Consider the following 26,171-nt stretch of genomic DNA (forward strand, 5'->3'; position numbering starts at 1 on the left):
AATTAAGAGTAAAGACTAAAAAAAATAGTGCATCAACCTAACTATTAATTTGGCCGCATAGTTATACCACTACCAGCTCCGCAATCTGTTCCTTGGACTTTCCAGAAAACATCATTGCCTTCCCGTCAGCCTCCATCATGAAGTGATGCCCATTGTCAGTAATAAAGTGCCAAGCGAGTATTCTTTCACCACCGTACTCATTCATAGTATCGCCTGCCGTAACGCGCTCAAGCGTATGGCCGGCTGCATCGCACAAGGCTCGTATCAGTTTCATGTATCTCGGCTCGGCAGCACGGGCCTGGGCGAGCCGGGCCTCGCGATCGGAAATACTCAATGCTCGTCGAGTGACTTCCTGTTGGATTCGATCTTCTGCTACAACAATCAGACCGGGGCGCGCTTTTAACCAGTTAGCATTTAATCGTTCGAGACTCTCCTCTTGTTCGATCGAATAAAAGTTCTCATTTATGCCATTTAGCCTGTCTCTCTCAGCATTTTCGCCGAATAACCCACTCGAAAAGAACGATGCTAACTTTGTCTTTCCTGCTGTAACCAACGCCTCTCCTTTTGCAAAAAGATCGGTATGTTGTGTCGCGCCGATTTGCTGAAGGCCTTCTTTGACTAGCGCAATGACCGCAGGCTTCCACCTTGTGTTATAGACAAACTGAGCAAAACCGCCATTGTTCACCTGCGCGAGGTAGTAATCGACGTAGTAACTGAGGAGTGCGTGGTGAGAAATTTCTGAGGGATTCAGAAGCTCTTCAAATAGTGCATTCACAAAGTCAATATTTGATTGGATCGTCGCGCGGATATCATCGCTCTTCATGCTTTCCGCCGATACCACGACAGCATCTTTCGATCCTACTATATCCTCACTCATTTTTTCGTCCCCCTATTGGGCTATAACTTTCTAGCTGAGTACCAACAAACTTTGCATTGAAGGTTAGATTCTCATCTTCCAACAGCTACAATCAAAATGCTATCCTATCTATTATCGCCGATCGCTGCTTCTTGGAAAGTTGAGCGAATTAACTTCCGAACGCAGACCAAGACTTCTGGAAACCCTATCAGCGTTCATCTGTGTTTATCTGCTGATATCTGCGGTTAAAAACTCCCCATTTAAATAATTTGTTTTAAGAAGTATAGTCCCGCACGCATAAATACCAAAGAAACCGGGTTTTTCACAAGTTTTAAAGATTATGATGCAGTATTTTAGTAAAACAACCCGGTTTCTGCCTCCAAGATTAAAGTATATAGAAAACCCCCAAACCCGATTTTTAAACTGAGTTTGGGGGTTTTCTTTCTCGCATCCAGTGCAAATTACAACTTACTCGGCTCGATCGCCGGAGCGCGCAGAGACACAGTTCGATCCGCAGCAGCCTTAGCCACCAACGAAGGCACAGAATCGCGCAATCTTGCAGTCAACTGAACAGTCGTCGCATCGTAAACCTGAGTCAGCATCTTCGGATACAAACCAATGCCAATAATCGGCACTAACAGCGCAGCAATAATAAACACTTCTCGCGGTTCCGCATCCACCAATTCTTCGTGTTCCACCAATTCCTTATTTTCAGAACCGTAGAAAATCTCACGCAGCATCGACAGCAGGTAAATCGGAGTCAAAATTACGCCAACAGCAGCCAGAAATACCACGCAAACCTTGAACACCGGATTGTAAGCGTCGCTGGTTGCAAAGCCTACAAATACCATCAATTCTGCGACAAAACCGCTCATTCCCGGCAAAGCTAAAGATGCCATAGAGCAAGCTGTCCACATGGCGAAAACCTTACGCATTTTCTTGCCTACTCCGCCCATTTCGTCGAGCATGAGGGTGTGCGTGCGATCGTACGTGCAGCCTACCATGAAGAACAAACTGGCCCCGATCAAACCGTGGGAAACCATTTGCAGCATGGCGCCGCTAGTTCCCAAATCGGTAAACGAAGCTATCCCAATCAGCACAAACCCCATGTGGGAAATTGAAGAATAAGCAATTTTGCGCTTCAAATTCCGCTGAGCAAAGGAGGTTAAGGCGGCGTAAACAATGTTTACTACACCCAAAATTACTAAGAGGGGTGCGAAGGTAGCGTGAGCATCCGGGAGCATTCCGGCATTCATCCGCAGCAAGGCGTAGCCGCCCATTTTCAGGAGAATTCCTGCTAGCAACATATGGGCGGGTGCGGTTGCTTCGCCGTGGGCGTCAGGGAGCCAAGTGTGCAGGGGAAAAATTGGCAGTTTGACGCCGTAGGCTATTAAAAATCCTGTGTACAGGAGCAATTCTACATTGGGGGCGAATTCTTTGGCTGCGATCGCCCGCATATCGAAAGTCACTGTATCGCCATAAAACGCCATTGTCAGGGCGCCAACCAAAATAAACAGCGAACCGCCTGCGGTGTAAAGGATAAACTTAGTTGCTGCGTAGAGGCGCTTTTTGCCGCCCCAGATTGACAAAATCAGGTAAATCGGGACTAATTCTAGTTCCCAAACCAGGAAAAACAGCAACATATCCTGTACGGCAAAAACTGCGATTTGCCCGCCGTACATTGTCAGCATCAAAAAGTAAAATAGCTTTGGTTTAAGTGTGACTGGCCAAGCTGCTAAAGTCGCCAGGGTAGTAATAAAACCTGTCAGCAAAATCAACGGCATTGACAAACCGTCAGCACCGACTGACCAATTTAAATCAAGTTGCTGCACCCAAGTATAACTTTCTACCAGTTGCAAGTCTGGATTGCTGAAGTCGTACTGAGTGCAAAAAGCGTAAACAAGTAGGGCAAAATCGATCAAACCCACAATTAGTGCATACCACCGCACCGTCTTGCCATCCTTATCGGGAATCAAAGGAATTAGCAAGGCCGCAGCAATGGGAAACAGAATTGTTGTTGTTAACCAGGGAAAGTTAGCTGTATCCATTGCGTTTTAAAATTATCCATCAATTATTAGGTTTAAACACATTTTGGCGATTTTGGTCTAAATTTTATACTTTCTTTATACGAAACTATTTTTTTTGTAATGTTTGCGACGATTTGTGCGATCGCACAATTTGAGTTTAATCAAAGATTTATTTCTATTGGCTAATTGTCAATTCTGAGTTATTGAGCTAATACCCGTTCTTAAAATATCTTCTGGTGGGAAATGGCAATGCCCTTCTTCGTGTCAACTTAAGCTGTCAGTCCACCAGGGAATTCATATCGTTTCCGGTTGGATCGGAATGATTTAACCACAGAGAACGCAGAGAACACAGAGGGAGATAAGAGAGATGAATACAGGACGATGAAGAGTGGATATGATATCATTCCCTGTCGGACTCTCGGTTTTACCTTAAGTTGAGACTCACAGGCAATGCCGTTGCCCTACCCGGAGGAGACGGCATTGCCGTTGCCCTACCCGGAGGACACGGCAATGCCGTTTCCCTACAGATTTAACCTACTCCAGAAACGATCGCAAAACCCAGAACTGCGACAAACACAATCAGGGCATAAAATTGAGCGCGACCGTTTTCAAAGTATTTCAAACCTTCGCCCGTAACCAGGGTGAGAAACCCTGTCAGGTTGACGATACCATCGACGACTCGCAAATCCACTTCCATGACTTGCCGCGCTAAACGGCGGCTGCCTTTGACGAAGAGAACCTCGTTGATATCGTCGAGATACCACTTGTTGAGGGAGAACTCGTAAAGTGGTTTGATTTTTTGGGCGATCGCACCAGCATCGATTTTCCGGCTCAAATACATCAGAGAAGCCAAAGTAATGCCCAACAAGGCAATACCTACAGAACTTCCGCCCATGATTAGAAATTCCGTCAAATCGAACTCAGCGGCGTGTGCCAAAACTTCTTCCAGAGACTCCCCTGGCGCACGCACAAACTGCTCGAAATAATTGGCAAACGGCGTACCGAGAAAACCGATAAACACAGAAGGTACAGCCAACAACACTAACGGCAGAGCCATTGTCAGCGGAGACTCGTGAGGAAAATGGTCGTGTGCGTCATGATTTTCGCCAGTTGATGCCAATTCCTTAACGTTCATCGCCCCAGGGCCGAAAACCAAACCCGGTTGGAGAAGTTGTTGCTTGATGGCGTTGTTATTGCCCCGGAATTCGCCCTCAAAGGTGCTGAAATACATCCGAAACATATAAAACGCGGTCATCCCCGCAGTCACCCAACTCACAGCCCACAGAGCGGGATTTGCATGGAAAGCTTGGGCGAGGATTTCGTCTTTTGACCAGAAACCTGCAAAGGGCGGAATGCCACAGATTGCTAAGTTTCCGATTAAAAAGCAAGTAGCGGTAATCGGCATATATTTCCGCAAGCCGCCCATGACTCTCATGTCTTGAGCGAGGGCGGGGTTGTGCCCGACGACATCTTCCATGCCGTGAATGACTGAACCTGAACACAGGAACAGCATTGCTTTGAAGTAAGCGTGGGTCATTAGGTGGAAGAGTCCGGCACTGTAGGCGCCGACTCCCATTGCCATCACCATGTAGCCCAATTGGGAGATGGTGGAGTAGGCTAAGCCTTTTTTGATGTCATTTTGGGTAATTGCGATCGAAGCACCCATGAATGCTGTAAAACAGCCGGTGCAGGCGATCAAATTCATGACTGCGGGCAGTCCTTCAAATACTGGGTACATCCGAGCGATCAGGAAGACGCCGGCTGCTACCATTGTCGCGGCGTGGATTAGGGCTGAAATTGGTGTCGGGCCTTCCATTGCGTCTGGAAGCCAGACGTGGAGAGGGAATTGAGCTGATTTGGCTGCTGGGCCCAAAAATATCAGGACTCCGAAGATGGTTGCGAGAGTTGCGCTCAAAGCACCGGATTCGACTAGGGAGTGCAGCCGTTCGCCCATCACGTCAAATTCAAAGCTGCCGGTGGCCCAGTAAATGCCTAGGATGCCTAGCAGCAAGCCGAAGTCGCCGACGCGGTTGGTGACGAAGGCTTTTTGGCAGGCGTCTGCTGCTGGTTTGCGATCGTACCAAAATCCGACTAGCAGGTACGAACACATACCTACCAGTTCCCAGAAAATGTAAATCTGAACGATGTTCGGGCTGATTACTAGACCTAGCATTGAGGCGCTGAAGATGCTCAGGTAGGCGTAAAATCTCACGTACCCGTCATCGTGTGCCATGTAGCCGTCGGTGTAAATCATCACCAAAAAGGCGACCGTGGTGACGATCGCCAGCATTACCGACGTGAGGGGGTCGATGATATAGCCCATGTTCAGCGAGAAGTCCCCAGCAGAGGCCCACTGAATGGTTCGGGTGTAGGGTGCGTGGCCCTGTAGTTGACTCCACAGCAATGCGAAAGACATTACCGCTGACCCTCCGAGGGTCGAAAGGATTAAAATCGCATTCGCTTGTCGGAGTTTGTTGGTTGCCTGGTTAAAGGTGATTAAGCCTAAACCTACTAGCATTGCGCCTGCCAGTGGCAGGACTGGAATCAGCCAGGCGTATTGATAAAGCGGTTCCATGACTGATAGGTAGTTTAAAGTTTCTACTAGATATTGCCAAAACTGTTAATAATTGTGACACACGCTTGCGCGACTGGGCAGAAAGACTCTCTACAATTCTTAAGTATTGCCGATCGACAATCCTTAAGAATTGCTGCTTGTGTTGGCGATCGATCTAGTTCGCCTTAAATCTATGCCAAAAGATAGATAGACAAATGTCGCAGCCCTGTGATTCCAAGACTGCGACATTGATTTTGGATCGGATGGTCGATCGATAAATCGGGAATTCCCAATGCTTTCTACGCAAGAGGCGAATGCTTTGTGACGCTCCCACACTAATTGCAAGCAATATAGTTTGGGCATCTGAGTCCTGTTAAGGATATCAAGATCTTCCTTCGGGGTACTCCAATTTGTTTCCCTCTACAGCATTTTCAAGTGAGGAACACGTCCAGCCCCACTGTCTGTCTAATTATATCGAAGATTGTCCATTTCAGTGATGATGGCCTAAGAGCCCTACGGGATTGGTCAACCACCCCACCTCAATCAACCTAGCTTTCATCCCACACCAATCTGTAAACGATATAGTGTGGGGATTCCCGCCGATCTAGCTAAACAAGAGCCCAATGCTTTTGAAATGTTACCTGTTCAATGCTTCCTGAGGTTGTAAGCGTTGAGTCTGGGGAGAATTCTGAGTGGCGAGCATCCAGGAATCCAGAGTGCGTCGCAGTTCCTCGCGACCTTGATAATTTTCAAATCTAAATAGAACTCGATCGCCCTCAAACAAAATCAGTGTGGGCAGACTGCTCAGTCGGTAAGTATTTGCCAACTTCAAACTTTGATCGGCATTCACCCCTAGGAGCTTGACTTTTCCTGCCCACTGTGCTTCAAAACTTGTAAGCGTGGGGTCGATCGCGCGGCACAAACCGCACCAAGGTGCCCAAAAGTGAACTAAAACGGGGGTAGAGGCTTGAAATACCTCTTGTGCAAAAGTGCGTTCGCTAACCGACAACACCATGATCCCTCAAAATTTAATAATTTTTTTTCTATCCTAGGGATCATGCTACCAGTATATGTTCGCAGTGACACGCATCAGAAAAGGATGAATTTTCCACAGCAGGCCTGTAAAAATGACTACGCCTAGGTAGGAAGGGCGCAGGAACTCAAGCAAGTCAAGGGTTTGACGCTTTTGCAGGATTGCCAAAAATGGAATAATTGAGGTTTGAGATTTGATGGTTTCAAAGGATTCGCCAAAACGAGCCCGCAGTCGGCTGTCGCCGTGCCACACTCCGAACAGGTGGTGAAGTATCAAACCGATGGAAGTGACGAGGGTAAAGCTAGTACCAATCCAGAGGGTGTGGGCTACGCACCAAATCACCTGTCCCACCATTTGCGGGTGACGGGTAATGCGAATGATCCCGGCTTGGTAGAGGTGAACTTCCGGCTTTTGGATGGCGGCAATTTCTAGGAGGTTGAAGGTTGCTGGGTACAGAAACAGAAAGGAAATTGCCGACAGTATCCAAACCACTGGTTTAACTCCGGGCGCGCCCTGTACTTGCCAAAGTTGCACGCCGTCGTAGCGGTGGTTGAAAAAGTAGACAACCAAAATCACCGCCAGCGGCAAACTGACAAGGGCAAACAAAACGCGGTAAAGTCTCGGCCCGATCAGCTTTTCACCTTTTGGGCGGAGGGCTGCTAAACCGCTGTGGGCGATCGCAAAACCAAATAAAAGTCCGAGAATAACTAAGTGGGAGTCAAGCGCTAAGTCGATCGTCATTGCAAATATTAAGAAAAGTTATTGATTCGCGGCCAAATTGTGTCACAAAGTATCTATGGGAGCAATTGTCAGTTGACGGTTGGCAGTTGTTAGTTGTTAGTTGTTAGTTGTTAGTTGTCAGTTGTTAGTTCTCAGCAGTCAACCGTCAACTCTCAACTGCTTTCCTGACAACCGTCAACCGTCAACCGTCAACCGTCAACTCTCAACTGCCAAATGCCAACTGCCAAATGCCAACTGCCCACTGCCCACTGACAACTGCCCACTGACAACTGACAACCGCTTTCCTGACAATTTAGATATATGTCTGACCTTCCTTTCACTTTAGACCAGTTACGCATTCTCAAGGCGATCGCCTCTGAAGGAAGCTTCAAACGCGCCGCCGACAGCCTCTACGTATCCCAGCCAGCAGTTAGCTTGCAAGTGCAGAACCTAGAGAGACAGTTGGACGTGCCGCTGTTCGATCGGGGGGGGCGGCGGGCTCAACTGACCGAAGCCGGACACCTGCTGCTGAGTTACGGCGAGAAAATTTTATCGCTTTGTCAAGAAACTTGTCGAGCTCTCGAAGACTTGCAAAATCTCCAAGGCGGTACTTTGATCGTCGGCGCTTCTCAAACCACGGGGACATACTTGCTACCCCGAATGATTGGGATGTTTCGGCAAAAGTACCCCGATGTAGCGGTACAGCTTCACGTGCATTCGACCCGCCGCACGGCGTGGAGTGTGGCCAACGGGCAAATCGATTTGGCAATTGTTGGCGGAGAAATCCCTACCGAACTTGTAGAAGCTTTAGAAATTGTTCCTTACGCTGAGGACGAACTGGCTCTAATTCTCCCTCCGTCTCACCCGATGGTACAACAAGAAAGCATCGAAAAAGAAGACCTTTATAAATTGCAGTTTATTTCCCTCGATTCGCAGTCTACTATCCGCAAAGTCATCGATCAGGTACTGACTCGCTGCGGCATTGACACGCGCCGCCTGAAAATCGAGATGGAGCTCAATTCCATCGAAGCCATTAAAAATGCTGTTCAGTCCGGGTTGGGCGCTGCTTTTGTGTCGGTTTCGGCGATCGAAAAAGAGTTGATGATGGGCGTCTTGCACAAATCTAAAATGGACGAAGTTTTGGTAACTCGAATTTTGTCGCTGATTTACAACCCCAACCGCTACCGTTCTAAAGCAGCAGAGGCTTTCAGCAATGAAATTTTGCCAACATTTGCTACTTATTCGAGTACCCAGGAAAAGAAAGAACCTCCGGCGATCGATTTGGGACTGATAGAAATAGCAACTCCCAACTCAGGGGGAAGTTGATTTATTAAGTTGCTGGCCCTCAGCAGTTCGCGCGTAGTTTAGAGATTAAAATCTGGTTTGATAATCCCTGGTAAAATTAGCAAATTGGGAATCGCGAATCGCGAATCGAGAATCGGTAATATCATGTCCGAGCGATGGCTTATATTTATTGCGAGTGCGAGCGTCTATAGCGAACGAGCGAGACGCTCGCACTGAAATGATAACTGATTAACCGGACATGATATAATTGGCTTTTTTGATGCCAAAACCTAATACCAAAACTAGATTAAAGAGGGTAAAAGAAACTGGAGTAGTATGAAAAAGTTTGACCACCTAGAATTAGGAATTAAACCAATTACCAATTCCCAATTCCCAATTCCCAATTCCCAATTCCCAATTCCCAATTCCCAATTCCCAATTCCCAATTCCCAATTCCCAATTACCAATTACCAATTCCCAATTACCAATTCCCAATTACCAATTACCAATTACCAATGCCCAATGCCCAATGCCCAATGCCCAATGCCCAATGCCCAATGCCCAATGCCCAATGCCCGATGACCAATGCCCAATGCCCAATGCCCTATGACCAATTAGCAAACCAAAATGGAAGTTTACTGCACCCGCCCGGGCTGCCCGCGCCCTCAAAACAATTTTTCCGACCTCGATGACAGTTCCCTGCTGAAAACGGTGCAGCAAAGGTATTGCAAGGCCTGTGGAATGCCCCTAATTTTGAGCGGGCGCTATTTGCCAGTCAGGTTGCTGGGTCAAGGCGGTTTTGGGGCGGCATTTTTGGCCAGAGACCGCTATACTCCGGCGATGCGGCAGTGCGTTGCTAAACTTTTGCAGCCGTCGGCAAATATGACTCCGGCACAGCTAAAAATCGCTCAAACTCTGTTTGAACGGGAAGCGGCGGTGCTGGAAGAACTGGGAAACGAACATTCGCAAATTCCGAGTTTGCTGGCGTTTTTTGAGCTGACTGTTCCGAGTTTGCAGCCTGGGAAAAACGATCAGTTTTTCTATCTGGTTCAAGAATTTATTGACGGTCACAATTTGGAGGAAGAACTTGTTGTTAAAGGCAAGTTTTCGGAAGCGGAAACGATGGAGGTGCTGCGGGAAATTTTGAAGGTTCTCGATTTTGTACACTCGCGCGGTTCGATTCACCGGGATATTAAACCTGCTAATATTATGCGGGCTAAAAGTGGTCGGCTTTATTTATTAGATTTTGGGGCTGTCAAACAGGTGACGCAAACTGCGGGTGCTTCTAAGGCTTCGACTGGTATTTATTCTTTGGGTTATGCTCCGCCCGAACAGATGAACGGACAAGAGGTTTATCCCGCAACGGATTTTTATGCTTTGGCTGTGACTTGCATTACTTTGCTCAGCGGTTTGCAGCCGACGGAATTGTTTGATAGTTATGAAAATGAGTGGAATTGGCGATCGCACGTACAGGTAAGCCCGCGTTTGGCTGAAGTTCTCGATCGAATGTTGTTACCGGCTCCCAGCCAGCGCTATCAATCGGCGATCGAGGTGGAAGCGGCTCTGAAATACAATTCTCAACAGCCTACGATGGTGGTGCAGCCGCCTCCCCAACCCACTCCGACCCCCCAACCAACTCAGCAGCCTCCTGTGCCTCCTGTGGTGGCGACTCCTCCGGGAAACCTGCAATCGGGGCCGCGAAGGGCTTTTTCGATTTGGGATATTTTGGGTGGGGCTGCGTTTACGGGTTTTGAAGGGGGGTTGCTGGCGATCGCCCTGACGAGTTTGCTGCCGAATCCAAGTGTGAGTATCGGATTGTTGGGGATGATTGTCGGGGGGCTAATTTTCGGCCAGTACCGCAGGGCGATCGAGCAAACTGAGATGCTGATTATTAGTGCAGGTACTCTGGCTGTACTGTGGTTTTTCCCGGCTTTGCGCGCTGCTGTTACGATTTATCCAAATTCTCCTTTCACAGGCGTGTTGTTTGTGGGATGGTTGGCTGCTTTAGGGGCGATCGCGGCAACAGCTATTTTTCGCTTAATTTATAAGTTACTTTCTAATATTTTTTAAGCCTCGCGGTACTCCCGCATTCTCGATCGCACTTCTTGCCTTATTGTAAACTTTTATTACAATTTTAACTTTGTAGCTTTAGATACAGAAATATCTAGTATAGTTATAAATAGGAACAAAAAGCAGCCCAAGATCGATCGAGGAAAACGGAGGAACCGGATATGTCTACCGAAAATCAAGCCCGCTCTCTGATGATGCGCCACCACCAAATGGTGAAGAACCGGCAGCAATCCATGCTCAACCGCACCGCCAGCGAAGTCGGAATGGAAAATACTCACTACTGGGGCCACATTCAAGGCAAGCCGCAGCCCAGCCTTCAAGCCAGTTACGATCGCAGCAACGCCACCATGAGCTAAGGCAAAGCTCAATTAATTTCCCCAATTGCCCGCAAACCTATTACCTACATTTGGAGAAAACCAGTGATGTCTACCCAACAACAAGCGCGCAGTCTGATGATGCGCCACCAACACCTCATCAAAAACCGTCAGGAATCTATGCTGAGCCGCGCGGCTGCTGAAGTTGGTTTAGATATTGGTTTTGCGGCGAGTGTCGATCGCAAATAACTCGTTTTTTCAACAGCGAGATAGTTGAATCGAGTTTGTTGTTTGCCAGCTAAAAATTAATAATGACAGTTACAAAATCGTCGCGACTTGTTCTTGAGTTAGATCTCTACAGAATAAGTCGCGATTAGTTTTAGGGAATTGATTTAACACAAATAATGAAATATAATAGACCTCTTGCAAAAATAGTTAGGACGGGCTAGAAGCCCATCCCACAAAAATCTTTTTTCTTGTGGGATGGGCTTCTAGCCCGTCCCAAAATTTTCTAATATTGCTCAACTATATTTTCATATCGTTTCCGGTTGCATCGGAATGATTTAACCACAGAGGCCGCAGAGAACACAGAGAGAGAATAGAGAGATTAATAATTCCAATGCTACAGGATTTGAGATCGCGCATCGGGGAAAGAACGATTAAACGACAAAAAAACAACTCATTGATTCGTCATTTGTTGGCAATCTAAAATCTAAAATCTAAAATCTAAAATCTAAAATGATATAATCCCCTCTCAATAGAATAGAACGCTCTAGGGAGGTCATCATGTCGGACTGGAAGGAAATTGGCGGCGGAGTTACAGCACCGAGAGGATATCGAGCATCGGGAATTACAGCGGGTTTGAAGCCTTCTGGCTTGCCGGATTTAAGTTTAATTTTGTCAGAGGTGGACGCGATCGCCGCGGGAGTCTTCACCACATCCACAGTCCGGGCTGCTTGCGTGGACTACTGCCGCCAGCGCTTGCAAGCTAAACCCAGCGCCAAAGCAATTTTGTGCAATGCCGGACAAGCAAATGCTGCTACTGGCGAATTAGGTTTAGCAGATGCCCTCGAAAGCGCGAAATTGTTGGGCGAAGCGCTGAATATTCCTTCAGAATCGATTCTTTTGGCATCCACTGGCGTGATCGGGCAGCGGATTAAAATGGAGCCGCTGAGGGCGGGAATTCCGCGATTGGTTGCTGAGGCCTCGGAAACTGGTTCTGATGCGGCTGCTAAGGCTATTTGTACGACTGATTTAGTGCCGAAAACGATCGCCCTGGAAACCATGTTTGGCGATCGTCCCGTGCGTATCGGCGGCATTTGCAAAGGTTCGGGAATGATTCACCCGAATATGGCAACAATGCTGGCATTTGTAACGTGTGATGCAGCAGTGTCGTCACATTTGTGGCAGGAAATGCTGACTCGGGCGGCAAACAGAAGTTTCAATCAAATTACTGTTGACGGCGATACCAGTACCAACGATTCGCTAATTGCTTTGACTAACGGCCAATCCCGCACGCCTGCGATTACAGAAAAGGGCGCGGATGCTGAAAAATTAGAGGCGATGCTAACAGAAGTTTGCGTGCATTTGGCAAAGGCGATCGCCCGTGACGGCGAAGGTGCAACTTGTTTGGTGGAAGTACAAGTTAGTGGCGCCGCCGACGAAGTTTCTGCGAGTAAAATTGCCAAAACAATCGTCGGTTCTTCTTTGGTGAAAGCTGCTATTTTTGGACGCGATCCGAATTGGGGAAGAATTGCGGCGGCGGCGGGGCGCGCGGGCGTTGCTTTTGAACAAGAGAATTTGCGGATTCAATTGGGAGATTTTTTGATGATGGAAAACGGACAGCCGAAGGAGTTCGATAAATCTGCTGCGAGTAATTATATGAAGGCTGCTGCTGCTGGTGAATATCTGAAGGAAGACACGGTTTTAATTCAGGTTGCTGTCGGGAATGGCGGCGGTTTCGCGAAGGCTTGGGGATGCGATTTGAGTTACGACTACGTGAAGATTAATGCGGAGTATACGACTTAAGGGCGATCGTAATTTCAGAAGCCCGGGCGGTTGCAAACTGTGCATCCACAGCCCGGGCGGTTGAAATCGCGGCGACACAGCCCGGGCGGTTGAAAGAGACTGATTCCTCTAATTCTCAATCAAACCATCGGCAAACTCAGCACAAATCCAGGCAACACATCTTCGCCGGACAAACTAACCGGAAACTGTACAATTTCCACCTCACGATTAGCGCGATAAATTTCCACTTGTTCGTCTTGAGGATTAATCAACCAACCCAAGCGCAAACCGCTGTTGAGATATTCCTGCATTTTCTCCTGAAGCGGCTTTAGCGAATCTGTGCGCGATCGCAATTCTATGACAAAATCAGGACAAATCGGCGGAAACTTCTCCCTTTGTTCATCAGTTAAAGCCGACCATCTTTCCAAGCTAACCCAAGCCGCATCAGGGGATCTATCTCCATTATTAGGAAGCCGAAAAATAGTTGAAGAACTAAACACTATCCCTAGCTGAGTTCGTTGATTCCACATCCAGACTAAGCCAATTAAATTGGCTTCTCGATTGCCGCTGACTCCGCCTACTGGTGACATAATAATGATTTCCCCTTTCGTTGTCCGTTCAAATTGCCAATCTCGATTCATCTGGCATAAACGGTAAAACTGTTCGTCTGTTAACTCGACACTATCTAAGTTTAAAGTAACGGTTGTCATTTTATTACCTCTCTTCTCTTCTCTTCTTCTCTCTTCAGTCCGCGCAGGCGGACTTTGTTTGATAAGAAGCGATTTCAATCGCCGATTGCTGCGCCGATTCCTCTAAAATCGCCGCTAATCTATTTTAGCGCCATTTCTTGCCTATCATTATCAGGACGATCGCACCTGCTACAATTCCCAAACCCATACTCAACCCAAAAACTACATTCACATTTATCGGATTTGTGGGGCTGGCAGGACTCCTAATTTGACTAGCATAAACGCTGGCGGCTACCCCGCTGGTGCCAATTCCCACACCAACAGCCCCAATCGTAACATTTAAAGTGCGATCGCTCTTAGCCCTCTCAATCTCAATAATCCCCTCAATCGTCTGAATCGCATTTTCCAACAACCTCAAACCCGCACTCAAACTCCGATTATCCGCCGCCACTTGCCAAACATACTTCTCCTTAGCAAAATCGCTGAAACTGGCCATAAACTTGAAAGCTTCAGCATCACTTCCCATATCCTCACCGATAGTTTCCAACCGTCTTTTATAATTTTTAAGATTAGTTTTGATTGTATTTTCTTGCTCTTCCAATCTGCTAATATAATTAGCATAAACCGAGAAGATTGTCAAGGAATCAACCAAACTTTGCTGCAATTCTTTCAAGTCAACTTTCGGCGCATTCACCTGTTGCGGTAATTGCTGAACAATGTCTTGAATCGTCCGCGAAGCATCTTTCAAATCAGCCTTAAGTTGGCGGCTTTGAGTGTAAGCCCAAATCACCTTATTGCGGAAGGCAAACAATCGCATTAGATGCACATAAAGTTTAGCGACAGTCTTGCTAATATCGGCAATTGATTGACCATTATTGTAAGGAAACAAGCAAATTAAGACATGATAATTTTGACTGATATTGCCCCTATCCCCCGGTGGTAGCCACAATTCGTAAAAATCAGCACCTAAAAATTTACCCTCAGCTTTTAAGTCTCTCTCCCATTTAGCATTGGGGAATAGATTCAGTTTACTATAGCAATTTTTAGCAGTTGCTAAAGCATCTTGGTCATTAGCAGTCAATTGTCCCCAAACCAGCCAACTTTGACCAATTGTCGCAGGTGGATTGACACGGGAAATTACTTGTTGTTTCAGCCATTCTAAACAGTCAATTTCTTTCGGTTTAAATGTGTTTTCCTTGTCGGATTCGATTTTCCCAGACAAGTCAAATTGTGCCGCATAAGTATCGCCGATTTTCACGGGATAAGCATAGCCATCGAGGGGAGACTCAAATGCTGCTAATTTTTTGTCGCCCAGTAACTCAATATACTCAGCAGTTTCTGTTTCAGCTTGCTTGAGTTTTGCTAATTGTGGCGCAGAGATTTTGTCGCCATAAATCTTTTGCCAAAACTGTGCGCGATTTTGGCTAATCTTGTCCTCATTTTGCCCGATACCGTCTGCTAAATCGTAGACAAACAAATCGACAGTCGGGTAGATTAGCCAATTTTCCTTACTCATGGACAAATCCATCTGCGATCGACAATAAGATTGTATCTCGACTTGCTTGCACAGAGTCCCCAGCTTGCAAAATCTTTCTGAGGAATCCTCCAAACCCGCGCGGCTCAATTTTTTCCTCGATTTTCTTGATAATTTCTGGCAAATTTGTCAAGTCGCTGATGTCGCTAGCGCTGTTATCAGTTTCAATATTAGTAGTATTGTTATTTTCAAATTCAGCATCCGGTAAAACATCTAATCCTTTGCTGCGTTCGTTGCTATGATTCACTAACCAAGTGTCAGCTTCTTCATAGGCGGCTAGCAGAGGTGGATGCAATTCGGCAAGTTTTGCAATATCGATAATCGTGAAAGCTTCACCGATTTTATTGCACTCGGATTGGACTGCTGCGGGCAAAGGTTCAGTTTGTTGGACTAGGGCGATAATAAAAGCTTTGAAAATCTCGTTTTGCGTGTCTTTCATAATCCTGTGATGGTGAAAGCAGCCCAGTAGTAGGGATGCTGATAGGGTTGATCTAATTCCATTGTAGCTAATGCTTGGCGATTCGTGTTAAAGAATCGGCGTAGCATAAATTCAACTTCAGAAAGTTCGGCGCTGTTTGCGGAAATCTTGTCAATTTCCCCTTGATACCAGGCGGCTAAATCCTCGCGGGTGGCTTCTCGTAGCCATTTTTGAGCATTTGCTAAAGCCACGGGTAGAGAATCGCCGGCTTCTCGCCACCGTTGGTAGAAATAAATCATTAATAACGTACTCGCACCGGATTCTATGGGCCACAGGGTACTGACGACACAGCCAACTCCCGCGCGCATAAAACCGCTAGTCAATCCTACATATTCGGCGAGAATCGTTTGTTTGTCTGTCAATGCGGTTTCGCAGGCTGGAAGGCAGATTAATTGGTAGTTGCTGAGGTCAAGTTGGATAATTTCTCTGACTGTTAATCGGTGGGTGTTGCTGAGGTATAAAGTCGATTCTAGCGGATGATCGAAATTATAGCTGCCGTGGCCGGTGAAGTGAAAAATATTGTGTGATTGTTGCAATAATCTTTCGACTTCATCGAGAGTGGCTGCGTCTTCTTCGAGTCGGGTGGAATTGTCGAACATTCGGCAAATAATTTCCGATTCGATTTCGGCGGCGGGGAGAGGGGCGAGTCTTTTTGGTTGGCCGTTTTTATCGGTAATTGTGCTGTGCGGATTTTCGATGCTGAGGATGGAAAGAACCCCCCTAGCCCCCCTTGCTAAGGGGGGGACTGGAGTGTTCAAGGTCTCAGTTTGTGAGGGAGAGATTGGAGTGTTCTCTTTAGCCCCCCCCTTGCTAAGGGGGGGGTTGGGGGGGGTAAACCGATGTTGCAAACTAATCCCAACGGCGGCGCTAGGCAAATAACTAACCACAAAATCCCGACTAAACAAAGCATGAATCGGAAAGCGGTGCAAGTCCCGGTGCGGAATCAAAATTAACTCCGTAATTCCCTCTAATTGCTGTTCAATCGCATCAATTTTCAGGATTGCATTGAGTCGGGAAAATTTACTTGCCATTCCCCCGCGCCAAGGATGATTTACTTGACTTGTTTTCTCCTTAGATTGATAATCGGTATATTGTTGATTCCACTCCTTCACCCATTCTTCAAGTTCATCTGGAAAATCGCTGAAACAGGTTTCGGGAGACAACAAGCCATCGGATTTAATGATGAATGTGGTCAGGGATGCGTCGCTGAGATGCCAGTAAATGGCGCAAGTTGTGGGATTGAGGAGTTGCTGAATTTGGGCGTGAGTGACTGTCTCTTCGGTTTCATAATCGGGAATTGGCAAGGCATCCAGCAGCCAAGATAGGCAGACGTTTTTATCTGTTTCGGCTGTGGCTAAGGCTTGGGTAAACTGCCCTGATTGGATGAATATATTTACGGTTAATTGTTCAAAGCTAACTAATTTGTCGGTGAGTTGCTGTTGGGTGAGTTGCGAATAGTTTTGCTGTTTCAGCAAGCGTTGCAATAAATCGGTTGCATCTCGCTGTAATTTATTGGCTTCGTCAGTTTGTTTTAAGCTGACTAAAGTTTTGATTAATTTCTGCAATACTTGTAGATGCAGTTGGAGGAAAGTATCTGGTGTGAGAGTTTTGAGGGCTTCTTGGTAGCTGGCGGCGGCTTTATTCCAATAGGTGTTGGGAAAATTGAGTTGTCCTCGGCTGTAATGAGCATTTCCTAGTGTTTGATGCAGTTTTCCGAATCCTTCGGGGTGGCTATTTTGTAGGCAATACTCTAAGCCTGCTTTTAATGTTAATACTTGTCCTTCATAGCCGCGCTGTTTCAGGTTATGAGTTAAGAGAGTTCTGGTTACTGGTGGAGATTTAGGGAAGTTTGCTTGTAATATTTCATAAACTAGCTGGCTATATCCAGGTGCGTTACTGACTGCAACACCCCGATTAATCCAGGCTTCGTCTTTATCTGGTTTGATTTCTAAGGCTTTATCGTAGGAGGCGATCGCATCTTCAAGCCTGCCTAAATTACGAAGTGCAACGCCCTGATTGTGCCACGCTTCGTAAGAATCTGGTTTGAATTTCAAGGTTTTTTTGAAGGAGGCGATCGCCTCTTCATATTTGTTTAAATTATCGCAAAGTATAATGCCCCGATTGTCCCAGGCAAAGTGAAAATCTGGTTTGATTTCTAAGGCTTTGTCGTAGGAGGCGATCGCATCTTCAAATCTGCCTAATTTACCCAGTACACAGCCCCGATTGTACCAGCCAACGTGAAAATCTGGTTTGAATTCTAAGGCTTTGTCACAGGAGTTCAGCGCCCCTTCAAAATCCCCTTTCATAAATTGCTCAGTTCCTCGCTTTTTCCATTTCTCAGCCTCTCCATCAACATCCTCCTCCCCCTCATCCGAAACTAGCGGAAACTCAACCAAAATCTCCCTACCAACATTCCCCGCCACCTCTCCCAATTCCCCACCCGCAACTCCACTCAACAACTCCAACCTGCGCGCCAATTCCTGAAGCGATACCACCGCATCCGTAGACGCTGTACTCCCCTGCGCGCCCTCCAACAATCGCACCCCAAACCTCCGCAACCAAGCCGCCAAATCACCATTTTTAATCCGTTTTGCGATTAAGAATCCCGCAACATCGCCTCTTCCCCAGCCCTGATTCACCCCTTCGAGAAGTTCCATCAACTTCGCCTCGTATTCCGCATCAGTCAAAGTTGGCGCAGGTTGAGGTGGTGGCGGTTGAATTGTAGGATTGGTGCCGAATAGCCGCTGAATTAATTGTTTGAGGAATCGCCAGATTTTATCTAACATTGGTGAGATGGTGAGGCGGTTTGTTTTTGTTATTGTATAGCCTTTCTCAAAAAGATGAGGTATGACTGGTAGCTTATATAACCATTTCAACTAAGAGGGCTGAAGCCCAACAACGTACCTCTAAGAGGGCTTAAGCCCAACAACGTACCTCTAAGAGGGCTTAAGCCCAACAACGTACCTCTAAGAGGGCTTAAGCCCAACAACGTACCTCTAAGAGGGCTTAAGCCCAATAACGTACCTCTAAGAGGGCTTAAGCCCAACAACGTACCTCTAAGAGGGCTTAAGCCCAACAACTTACCTCTAAGAGGGCTTAAGCCCAACAACTTACCTCTAAGAGGGCTTAAGCCCAACAACTTACCTCTAAGAGGGCTTAAGCCCAACAACTTACCTTATGTTTCTGATAACCGCTATAGTAAGAATTTTGGGGAGCGGCGCTCTCTCAATTCATTTATTAGTCGCCCCAGGCCGAATTCGATTCGCCGGGAATCTCAATCGCCCGCAATTTCAAGCACTATTTTACCCGTTACTGAACCTTTTTCTAACAACTCATGCGCTGCTTGAGCTTGTTCTAGCGGGAAAGTTTGGCTGACGTGAATTTTGAGCAAATTACGATCGCACAAACGAGCACACTGCTGCAAAATCTTTGCCTGCTGTTGCTGTTCCTCCACCAAATTTTGCAGCATCGGAGTTAACATTAACTCCAGACTAATCCGCAGATTCCGCATTCTCGCTGTTTTCAAATTGCCCAAAGCCGGATCTGGTTCCAAAATTGTTACCAAATCTCCGTAAATCTTCACAGCCGGAATAGTTTGGTAAAAAGTTTCTCCCCCGACTGTATCAAAAGCCAAATCAACTCCTTGGCCCTCAGTCCAAGCCAAAACCCGATCGACAACATCCGTATTTTTGTATAAAATAACTGAATCTGCACCTAACTGCCGTACAAACTCGGCTTTTGCTTCGGAACTAACAGTAGTGCAAACCTCAGCACCCTGCAACGAAGCCAACTGTACCGCGACGTGGCCGACACCGCCTGCACCTGCTAGAATGAGCACTTTCTGACCGGCTTGCAAGCGCCCTCGATCGTACAGCGACTCCCATGCTGTAATTAGAACTAAGGGTGCAGCCGCCGCCTCAACAAAACTTAAAGCAGCAGGCTTGATGGCGAGAAAACGTTCGTCTACAACGGCAAACTCAGCGTAAGTACCGATCGACCCGCCTAAACCCCCGTGGCAGAAAAAAACCTCGTCTCCGACTTGGACACTCTGCACCTCAGCACCGATAGCTTCTACCACTCCAGCACCGTCGCACCCCAAAACGTGAGGAGTTTTCTCGGGGTAAAATGTGCCGCGCGATCGCAACTTAGTATCTATCGGATTGATCCCCGCCGCCCGCAACCGCACCAAAACTTCAGTTTCTGTTTGTATAGTAGGGGCTGAGATATCTTGCAGTTTCAATACGGATGGGCTTCCGGGAGTTTCAAAAACGATCGCTTTCATAGCAGGGTATTAACTCTATTTTCGCCTTCACCTCCAATCCTACCTTGTATTCGTTACTCATCCGTGACGATACTTAGTTATTTTTAATAATATAGACTGCCTTTAATTCAACTGACAATTGACAGTTGACTTGGGACAGCTACCTCTATCTCGAAGTCCGAGGATTGGAGTGATGAATAATCTGATTTTAATTTCTCCCGATCGGGATTCCGGCTTTAAACCAATTCTTTCTGCTAACTACTATAATTGTCGAGCGGTGCTAATCGATGTTCGAGCTAGATTTATTTTTTTACTTTGAGATTCTTGCATACCTTCTGGGATTATCGGCGACTTTAGTCTTCGCGATCGCGATTTATCTCAAGTGGCACCGAAGGCATCCCAGTCTGCCAACTGCCGAAGAGCAACCGCAGTTGGCAGAATTACAGCCAGATTTATCTGCGAGATTGAAAATTAGGAAAAACTTGTTGATTTTCCCCAACTCAAATCTGTTGGCGATCGCTGACAGCTTCTTGGGTAAACTGTTAGGTATTGGCTACAATCTATTCTTAGCCCAGCAACAACGCCCAACTGTGAATTCTTCGCCTCTTGTAGGGCCTTCCACCAGCAAAACCGTTAGTCTGAGCATCGAGGGTTCGATCGACCAAAATGCCGATAGCCCTCCTAACGACAACCCTCCCAAAGCCACCACTTCCCCGCAATTAGAGGAAGACTTGCTAGGTGACATCCTGGCAGGTACTAATTCGCCCGGGGGGACACAATTCTTTGATACCTTAGTTCCCCACTTAGCCTCAGCACTAGGAGTTCGCAGCGCCATTGCTGCCAAATCGATTAAATCGATCGAACGCGCCGATCTAACTCCCGATAAATTACAAGTTATCAGTTTTTGGAGCGACGGACAGCCACAGCCAAACTTTGAGTGCAACACTGCCAATACTCCCGAAGCGCTGGTGTTTGAGCAGGGAATGTACTCCTGTCCAGACCGCCTCATGGAAACCTTTCCTGAAGACCGCAGACCGATCGTTACAGGTTCGCGCAGCTTCCTGGGAATCTTGCTGAAAAACTCCTACGGCGAACCTTTGGGCATTATTTGTATTTTCCACGATCGCCCCCTACTAGAATCACATCTTGCCAAATTTCAGCTAATTATTAGCATCTTTGCCGGACGGGCGGCTGCCGAATTGGAGCGGCAGCGCCTAGAAGCAGCACTCTGCACCGTAGAAGCGAAATACTGCGCGCTTGTAGAACAAATGCCGGCTGTCACCTACATTTCTCCCCTCAACCGCAGCGCTGCCAAACTTTACATCAGCCCGCAAATTGAGACTTTTCTCGGTTATTCTGTAGCTGAATGGAAGGCAGACCCAGATCTGTGGCTGAAACTCGTTCACCCAGAAGACCGCGATCGCGTGTTAGTTGAAAACGCTACACAGAAATTTACCGAGGGAGAAGATATTTTTAGCGACGGGCCGCTGGTGTCAGAATACCGCGCGATCGCCCGCAACGGTAAAATTGTCTGGTTCCGCGATCGAGCGATCGCAGTTCGCGATCGAGCCAGCAACTCCGTCATCCTTCAAGGCGCAATGTTTGATATCACAGAGACTAAAGTAGCTGCCAGCGCCCTGCTAGAAAGCGAATACCGCTATTACACTTTAGCTAAAATACTGCCAGTCGGGATTTTCCGCGCCGACGCTGCGGGAGATTGTTTGTATGTCAACGAGCGATTTTTGGAGATGGCGGGACTGACTGCGCCAAAGGCATTGGGCGAAGGTTGGGCCCAAAGTTTGCATCCCGAAGACCGCGATCGCATTTTGAGCCAGTGGTATCGCGCTGTCAAAGATAAATTGCCTTGTAAGTTAGAGTACCGCTTTTGCAACGGCGACCTCACAACCTGGGTATTTTGGCAAGCAGTGCCGGAAATTGACAACAATGGAGCAGTTCTGGGCTATCTCGGCACGCTGACAGATATCAGCGATCGCAAGCAGGCAGAATTCGCGCTGCAACAAGCCGAAGAAAAATACCGCAGCATCTTTGAAAACGCGATCGAGGGAATTTTTCAAACGAGTGCTGACGGACGCTATATCAGTGCCAATCCGGCTTTAGCCAGAATTTACGGCTACGAGTCGGCAACCCAACTGATCGCAAACATCCACGATATCGAGCACCAACTCTACCTCGATCCCAACCGCCGCGTCGAGTTCTTGGGTGCGATCGAAAAACACGGTTCTGTGTCTGAGTTCGAGTCCCAAGTTTACCGCGCTGACGGAACTACTATCTGGGTTTCCGAAAACGGCCGGGCTGTTCGCGACGCTGGTGGCAATTTGCTTTACTACGAAGGTACTGTCGAAGATATCACTCTGCGGAAAATAGCTGAAGAGAAGTTAGTACACGATGCTTTGCACGATACGCTGACGGGTTTGCCCAACCGAGCTTTATTTATGGATCGTTTGGGACACGCGATCGAGCTTTCAAAACGCCGTCCCGAGGTTTTGTTTGCGGTGCTGTTTATCGATCTAGACCGCTTTAAGGTGGTTAATGACAGTTTGGGGCATTTAGTGGGCGATCGCTTGCTGATCGCGATCGCCCAGCGCCTGGAAATCTGTTTGCGGGCTGGAGATACTGTTGCCCGTCTCGGCGGCGACGAATTCGCTATTTTGCTGGAAAATATCAAAAACACCGATGATGCGATCCACATTGCCGAACGAGTGCAAGCGGAACTGGCACAGCCTTTTTACCTCAACGAATATCAAGTTTTTAGCAGTGCTAGCATTGGCATTGTTTGTTCCGGTTTGCCACAGGATCCCAACAATTTTTCCGAATTTTCTAGTCCAGGAAATCTCGTCCATGTCGATCGGGAAACTGCTTTGTCTTGCCTATCTCCCGACTCTCCTGTTCCCGTCCCATTCCGAATATTGTACGATCGACCAGAAGAACTGCTGCGAGATGCAGATGCTGCCATGTATCACGCAAAGGGATTGGGCAAAGCTCGCCACGAAGTTTTCGACTTAAGTATGCACACTCGCGCCGTCGCCCTTTTGCAACTGGAAAACGAATTGCGGCGCGCTCTAGACTCCCAGGAATTTCAGCTTTACTACCAGCCCATCGTCTCTCTAACTAGCGGTAGAATCAGCGGTTTTGAAGCGCTGCTGCGATGGTATCACCCCCAGCGCGGTTTAGTAGCTCCCGGTGAGTTTATTTTAGTAGCAGAAGAAACTAGATTGATTGTACCTATTGGTTGGTGGATGATGCGATCGGCTTGCTGTCAGATCCACGAGTGGCACGAAAAATTCCCCGCAAATCCGCCGTTGACAGTCAGCGTCAACCTTTCTAACGAACAATTTAAACAGCCGGATTTAATCGATCGCATTCGTGAGATTTTACAAGAAACTCACCTTGACCCCCGCACTTTAAAGTTAGAAATTACCGAAGGCGTGATCGTGGACAATGCCGAATCAGCCGCCGCTATCCTCTCCCAATTGAAAAATTTAGAAATTGAATTATATATTGACGATTTTGGCACAGGCTATTCTTCTTTGAGCCGCCTGCACACTTTTCCCACTGATGCCTTAAAGATCGATCGAGCTTTTGTGAGCCGCATGACTGAAGATGAAGGAAACGAAGCTATTGTACAGACTATTTTGATCTTAGCCAGTCATTTAGGCATGGATGCGATCGCTGAAGGAATAGAAACCATCGAACAGCTTAACTTGCTCAGAGCGCTGCAATGCGAATACGGACAGGGATACTTTTTCTCAAAGCCTGTAGACACCATCACAGCCACAGGTTTGATCGAAAGTCAACCCAAATGGTAATCGCGAATTGGGAATTGGGAATCGGGAATTGGGAATCGGGAATTGGGAATTAGAAGTTAAAACATTCTTCCTTCTTCCTGAATTTCCCCCCTTGGGGGGGGCATCTGACGGGTGTAGGTTTTTGGGTAAAAGCCTTATCCCATAAGAGTTTGAAATTTTAAGAGGCAAAAGCCCAAAACCTTTGCACTGTCTAGATTTGCTGGGTTTTGCCAGGGGAAAACCTACACCTGTCAGGGGGGCATGGGGGTTGACTTTTTCCTTCTTCCTTCTTCCTTCTTCCTTCTTCCTTCTTCCTTCTTCTTTAAACTTTCGCTTCCAAAGACTTGAGAAACTCCGTATTTACGCCCGACTCCCGAGTCATAGCAATTTTTCCAGTACGAGCAATTTCCTTAATCCCAAATCTATTTAGAACCTGGACGATCGCCACCATCTTACCCGGATCTCCGACAACTTCCAAAGTCAGCGTATCATCACCAATATCCACCACTCGCGCTCTAAAAATCTGAGCTAACTCAATGATCTCCGATCGCGTCCCGCTAGCAGCATTAACTTTCAGCAACATCAACTCCCGTTCCACACACGGAATTTCCGTTATATCCTGAACTTTAAGCACATTAATCAACTTGTACAGTTGCTTGGTCAACTGCTCGATAATCTGGTCATCTCCCGGTACAACCATCGTAATCCGAGACACTCCCACTTGCTCTGCTGGGCCAACTGCCAGACTTTCAATATTAAAACCCCGACGGGCAAATAAACCAGCAATTCGAGTGAGGACACCCGCTTCATCTTCAACTAAAACCGAAAGAGTGTGTTTCATTTCTCCAAAAAAGACGCATTTTGTGCAATTCTACTGTCGCCCATTCGCCTTTTAGCAGAAGTGCACGCCCATTGAACCTGCCTTAGACATTTTATCCCGAGTTATTGGCCCTTCATGTCCGAGAAAAAAGCTCTTGATAAATTTCGCTTTTACCGCAGTCTCGATCCCCCTAAATCCCCCTTAACAAGGGGGACTTTGATAGCACTCCTGTCCCCCCCTTCTTAAGGGGGGTTAGGGGGGATCGGCTCGATCTCAACCTTAAACCCGCCCCAACCCGGTGCTGACGGCACCCGATCCAAGTTTTTTGTGTACGAACGTACACAATTACTCGATGGCAGAAAAAACTTTTCAAGTCTGGTGGCTGGCGAAAACTGCAATTTTGACACCAATTGGTGACAAAACTGCGAAGTACCAAGCCACCATAACTTACATAAAAACCCGGTGTTGCAATGAGGGCATTTGGCGGCGGACTTGTTCTAGCCGATCGGGATTAATCTCTGCGATCGCCACACCCGGTTCCTCTCCGGCATCCGCCAAAACCGCACCCCAAGGGTCTACAATCATCGCGTGACCGTGAGTTTGACGGCGGCCGTAGTGGTGTCCAGTCTGCGCTGGGGCGATCGTATAACAAGTATTCTCGATCGCCCTCGCTTGCAACAAAACCTTCCAATGATCCTTGCCAGTGTAAGCAGTAAACGCCGCCGGCACGAACAAAACATCAGCACCCTTGTGCGACAAATGCCTGTAAACTTCCGGGAACCGCACGTCATAGCACACCGAAAGTCCCAGCGTCCCCAACTCCGGCGACACATAAACCGGCGGCAAATCTTCACCAGCTTTCACCGTGTTTGATTCCCTGTAAGTAATCCCGTCTGGCACATTTACATCAAACAAATGTACTTTTTTGTACCTTGCCACTTCGCTACCGTTTGGGTCTACTAGCAAGCAAGTATTGTATACCTTCCCCCCATCCGTCGGCACGGGAAATCCGCCGCCCAGAATCGTCACCTGGAACCGCTGGGCCATGGTTTTGAGGAATTTTTCGCTTTGGAGTCCGATCGCCTCTGCTTGAGCAATCTTCTCCTCCTCTTCTCCCATAAACGAGAAATTTTCTGGTAAGGAAACTAACTCCGCACCCCGACGCACTGCCAGGTCGATTAATTCCTCTGCCTGCACCAAATTTTTTTGCAGGTCAGGCAAGCTAGTCATTTGAATTGCTGCGGCGAGATAAGACTTCATCGATTCACAATATTAGTCATTAGTCAGTTGTCAGTTGTCAGTTGTTAGTTGTTAGTTGTTATTGGTTCTTGGTTCTTGGTTCTTGGTTCTTAGTAGCTATGCCCCATGCCCCATGCCCCATGCCCCATACCCTATGCCCCATGCCCCATGCCCTATGCCCCATGCCCTATGCCCACTTCATGTTACTGAGAAAGTCTATAGAGTTTGAGAGTTTTGATGTTTGAGCTTTAAATTAACCTTTAACTCATCACTCAAAACTCAAAACTCTCAACTTTTTTGCCCTAATTTTTGAGACCTAATTCCGGTCAAATCTTAAGGCATCGGATGGAAAAGCAAGTCAGGGAAAAAGCGGTTAAATTCAATCAAACCCGCAGCTTGAATAGAGAACCAAAGTGCTGCCAATACTGGTGCGCTTGAAAGAAACTTGAGAAAATATTGCATGAATTCTGCTCCTGAAA

The 26,171-nt window shown here is 47.2% G+C and carries 21 protein-coding genes; 6 read left to right on the plus strand and 15 right to left on the minus strand.

Annotated features, from left to right (window positions below; translation table 11 throughout):
- Positions 1-61 precede the first annotated feature (61 nt).
- From JGK22_RS12375 to JGK22_RS12400, 6 genes are all read right to left on the minus strand, one after another.
- Entirely contained in the window at positions 62-877 is an 816-nt protein-coding gene (locus tag JGK22_RS12375; protein WP_293213041.1) for a DUF4375 domain-containing protein, read from the minus strand.
- A gap of 440 nt (positions 878-1,317) precedes the next feature.
- Positions 1,318-2,904 carry a photosynthetic/respiratory NAD(P)H-quinone oxidoreductase subunit D1 gene (ndhD1, locus tag JGK22_RS12380; protein ID WP_293219062.1) on the minus strand — a complete coding sequence of 529 codons (1,587 nt, stop codon included), beginning with the start codon at positions 2,902-2,904 and terminating at the stop codon, positions 1,318-1,320.
- A gap of 508 nt (positions 2,905-3,412) precedes the next feature.
- On the minus strand, positions 3,413-5,458 hold the full coding sequence (locus JGK22_RS12385; RefSeq protein ID WP_293182562.1) for an NAD(P)H-quinone oxidoreductase subunit 5: 2,046 nt from the start codon (positions 5,456-5,458) through the stop codon (positions 3,413-3,415).
- Between the two features lie 123 nt (positions 5,459-5,581).
- Positions 5,582-5,800, minus strand: coding sequence for a hypothetical protein (locus JGK22_RS12390; RefSeq protein WP_293182564.1), 219 nt, complete (start codon positions 5,798-5,800; stop codon positions 5,582-5,584).
- Between the two features lie 274 nt (positions 5,801-6,074).
- Positions 6,075-6,452: a thioredoxin domain-containing protein gene (locus JGK22_RS12395; protein ID WP_293182566.1), complete on the minus strand. Its 378-nt coding sequence runs from the start codon at positions 6,450-6,452 to the stop codon at positions 6,075-6,077.
- A 45-nt stretch (positions 6,453-6,497) separates the two neighbouring features.
- Positions 6,498-7,211, minus strand: coding sequence for an NnrU family protein (locus tag JGK22_RS12400; protein WP_293182568.1), 714 nt, complete (start codon positions 7,209-7,211; stop codon positions 6,498-6,500).
- Between the two features lie 300 nt (positions 7,212-7,511).
- Here JGK22_RS12400 and JGK22_RS12405 point away from each other — a divergent pair, with 300 nt between their 5' ends.
- A complete protein-coding gene (locus JGK22_RS12405; protein ID WP_293182570.1) occupies positions 7,512-8,516 on the plus strand; it encodes a LysR family transcriptional regulator in 1,005 nt (334 codons plus the stop codon).
- A gap of 318 nt (positions 8,517-8,834) precedes the next feature.
- On the opposite strand, the gene JGK22_RS12410 is transcribed toward JGK22_RS12405, so the two are convergent.
- Positions 8,835-8,969 (minus strand): hypothetical protein, encoded by a 135-nt coding sequence (locus JGK22_RS12410; protein WP_293312966.1) that lies wholly within the window; start codon positions 8,967-8,969, stop codon positions 8,835-8,837.
- A gap of 132 nt (positions 8,970-9,101) precedes the next feature.
- Here JGK22_RS12410 and JGK22_RS12415 point away from each other — a divergent pair, with 132 nt between their 5' ends.
- From JGK22_RS12415 to argJ, 4 genes are all read left to right on the plus strand, one after another.
- Positions 9,102-10,544 carry a serine/threonine-protein kinase gene (locus JGK22_RS12415; RefSeq protein WP_293183212.1) on the plus strand — a complete coding sequence of 481 codons (1,443 nt, stop codon included), beginning with the start codon at positions 9,102-9,104 and terminating at the stop codon, positions 10,542-10,544.
- 161 nt (positions 10,545-10,705) lie between these two features.
- Positions 10,706-10,900 carry a hypothetical protein gene (locus JGK22_RS12420; RefSeq protein ID WP_293183210.1) on the plus strand — a complete coding sequence of 65 codons (195 nt, stop codon included), beginning with the start codon at positions 10,706-10,708 and terminating at the stop codon, positions 10,898-10,900.
- Positions 10,901-10,966: 66 nt separating this feature from the next.
- Positions 10,967-11,107, plus strand: a complete 141-nt coding sequence (locus JGK22_RS12425) for a hypothetical protein (protein ID WP_293312982.1) — start codon at positions 10,967-10,969, stop codon at positions 11,105-11,107.
- Between the two features lie 537 nt (positions 11,108-11,644).
- Positions 11,645-12,886 (plus strand): bifunctional ornithine acetyltransferase/N-acetylglutamate synthase, encoded by a 1,242-nt coding sequence (gene argJ / locus JGK22_RS12430; RefSeq protein ID WP_293183208.1) that lies wholly within the window; start codon positions 11,645-11,647, stop codon positions 12,884-12,886.
- A 119-nt stretch (positions 12,887-13,005) separates the two neighbouring features.
- Here the strand turns inward: argJ and JGK22_RS12435 are convergent, their stop codons facing one another.
- The 5 genes from JGK22_RS12435 to JGK22_RS12455 form a co-directional block, all read right to left on the minus strand.
- Positions 13,006-13,575, minus strand: coding sequence for a Uma2 family endonuclease (locus JGK22_RS12435; protein ID WP_293205705.1), 570 nt, complete (start codon positions 13,573-13,575; stop codon positions 13,006-13,008).
- A gap of 124 nt (positions 13,576-13,699) precedes the next feature.
- A complete protein-coding gene (locus JGK22_RS12440) occupies positions 13,700-15,070 on the minus strand; it encodes a hypothetical protein (protein ID WP_293312968.1) in 1,371 nt (456 codons plus the stop codon).
- Positions 15,063-15,527, minus strand: coding sequence for a hypothetical protein (locus JGK22_RS12445; RefSeq protein ID WP_293196656.1), 465 nt, complete (start codon positions 15,525-15,527; stop codon positions 15,063-15,065). The genes JGK22_RS12440 and JGK22_RS12445 overlap by 8 nt, the downstream gene beginning before the upstream one ends.
- A complete protein-coding gene (locus tag JGK22_RS12450; RefSeq protein WP_293196657.1) occupies positions 15,524-18,352 on the minus strand; it encodes a CHAT domain-containing protein in 2,829 nt (942 codons plus the stop codon). The genes JGK22_RS12445 and JGK22_RS12450 overlap by 4 nt, the downstream gene beginning before the upstream one ends.
- Before the next feature lie 488 nt (positions 18,353-18,840).
- Positions 18,841-19,848, minus strand: a complete 1,008-nt coding sequence (locus tag JGK22_RS12455) for a zinc-dependent alcohol dehydrogenase family protein (RefSeq protein ID WP_293196658.1) — start codon at positions 19,846-19,848, stop codon at positions 18,841-18,843.
- A gap of 266 nt (positions 19,849-20,114) precedes the next feature.
- Between JGK22_RS12455 and JGK22_RS12460 the strand changes: the two genes are divergently transcribed.
- Positions 20,115-23,654 (plus strand): GGDEF domain-containing phosphodiesterase, encoded by a 3,540-nt coding sequence (locus tag JGK22_RS12460; protein WP_293205701.1) that lies wholly within the window; start codon positions 20,115-20,117, stop codon positions 23,652-23,654.
- Between the two features lie 301 nt (positions 23,655-23,955).
- On the opposite strand, the gene ilvN is transcribed toward JGK22_RS12460, so the two are convergent.
- The 3 genes from ilvN to psaJ all read right to left on the minus strand — a co-directional run bounded on the left by ilvN (position 23,956) and on the right by psaJ (position 26,154).
- A complete protein-coding gene (gene ilvN, locus JGK22_RS12465) occupies positions 23,956-24,474 on the minus strand; it encodes an acetolactate synthase small subunit (RefSeq protein ID WP_293128958.1) in 519 nt (172 codons plus the stop codon).
- Between the two features lie 426 nt (positions 24,475-24,900).
- Positions 24,901-25,713, minus strand: a complete 813-nt coding sequence (locus JGK22_RS12470; protein ID WP_293183194.1) for a carbon-nitrogen hydrolase family protein — start codon at positions 25,711-25,713, stop codon at positions 24,901-24,903.
- A 312-nt stretch (positions 25,714-26,025) separates the two neighbouring features.
- Positions 26,026-26,154: a photosystem I reaction center subunit IX gene (psaJ, locus tag JGK22_RS12475; RefSeq protein WP_293183192.1), complete on the minus strand. Its 129-nt coding sequence runs from the start codon at positions 26,152-26,154 to the stop codon at positions 26,026-26,028.
- Between the last annotated feature and the right edge of the window lie 17 nt (positions 26,155-26,171).

Origin of the sequence: Microcoleus sp. PH2017_08_TRC_O_A, from assembly GCF_020738665.1 — a bacterium.
GTDB lineage: Bacteria > Cyanobacteriota > Cyanobacteriia > Cyanobacteriales > Microcoleaceae > Microcoleus.

Coding starts and splice junctions, on each gene's coding strand:
- JGK22_RS12450 (WP_293196657.1), bottom strand. CDS start 18,352: ATGTTAGATAAAATCTGGCGATTCCTCAAACAATTAATTCAGCGGCTA.
- JGK22_RS12455 (WP_293196658.1), bottom strand. CDS start 19,848: ATGAAAGCGATCGTTTTTGAAACTCCCGGAAGCCCATCCGTATTGAAA.
- argJ (WP_293183208.1), top strand. CDS start 11,645: ATGTCGGACTGGAAGGAAATTGGCGGCGGAGTTACAGCACCGAGAGGA.
- JGK22_RS12420 (WP_293183210.1), top strand. CDS start 10,706: ATGTCTACCGAAAATCAAGCCCGCTCTCTGATGATGCGCCACCACCAA.
- JGK22_RS12395 (WP_293182566.1), bottom strand. CDS start 6,452: ATGGTGTTGTCGGTTAGCGAACGCACTTTTGCACAAGAGGTATTTCAA.
- psaJ (WP_293183192.1), bottom strand. CDS start 26,154: ATGCAATATTTTCTCAAGTTTCTTTCAAGCGCACCAGTATTGGCAGCA.
- JGK22_RS12440 (WP_293312968.1), bottom strand. CDS start 15,070: ATGAGTAAGGAAAATTGGCTAATCTACCCGACTGTCGATTTGTTTGTC.
- JGK22_RS12470 (WP_293183194.1), bottom strand. CDS start 25,713: ATGAAGTCTTATCTCGCCGCAGCAATTCAAATGACTAGCTTGCCTGAC.
- JGK22_RS12400 (WP_293182568.1), bottom strand. CDS start 7,211: ATGACGATCGACTTAGCGCTTGACTCCCACTTAGTTATTCTCGGACTT.
- JGK22_RS12405 (WP_293182570.1), top strand. CDS start 7,512: ATGTCTGACCTTCCTTTCACTTTAGACCAGTTACGCATTCTCAAGGCG.
- JGK22_RS12460 (WP_293205701.1), top strand. CDS start 20,115: ATGTTCGAGCTAGATTTATTTTTTTACTTTGAGATTCTTGCATACCTT.
- ilvN (WP_293128958.1), bottom strand. CDS start 24,474: ATGAAACACACTCTTTCGGTTTTAGTTGAAGATGAAGCGGGTGTCCTC.
- JGK22_RS12415 (WP_293183212.1), top strand. CDS start 9,102: ATGGAAGTTTACTGCACCCGCCCGGGCTGCCCGCGCCCTCAAAACAAT.
- JGK22_RS12425 (WP_293312982.1), top strand. CDS start 10,967: ATGTCTACCCAACAACAAGCGCGCAGTCTGATGATGCGCCACCAACAC.
- JGK22_RS12435 (WP_293205705.1), bottom strand. CDS start 13,575: ATGACAACCGTTACTTTAAACTTAGATAGTGTCGAGTTAACAGACGAA.
- JGK22_RS12390 (WP_293182564.1), bottom strand. CDS start 5,800: ATGCCCAAACTATATTGCTTGCAATTAGTGTGGGAGCGTCACAAAGCA.
- JGK22_RS12445 (WP_293196656.1), bottom strand. CDS start 15,527: ATGAAAGACACGCAAAACGAGATTTTCAAAGCTTTTATTATCGCCCTA.
- JGK22_RS12375 (WP_293213041.1), bottom strand. CDS start 877: ATGAGTGAGGATATAGTAGGATCGAAAGATGCTGTCGTGGTATCGGCG.
- ndhD1 (WP_293219062.1), bottom strand. CDS start 2,904: ATGGATACAGCTAACTTTCCCTGGTTAACAACAACAATTCTGTTTCCC.
- JGK22_RS12385 (WP_293182562.1), bottom strand. CDS start 5,458: ATGGAACCGCTTTATCAATACGCCTGGCTGATTCCAGTCCTGCCACTG.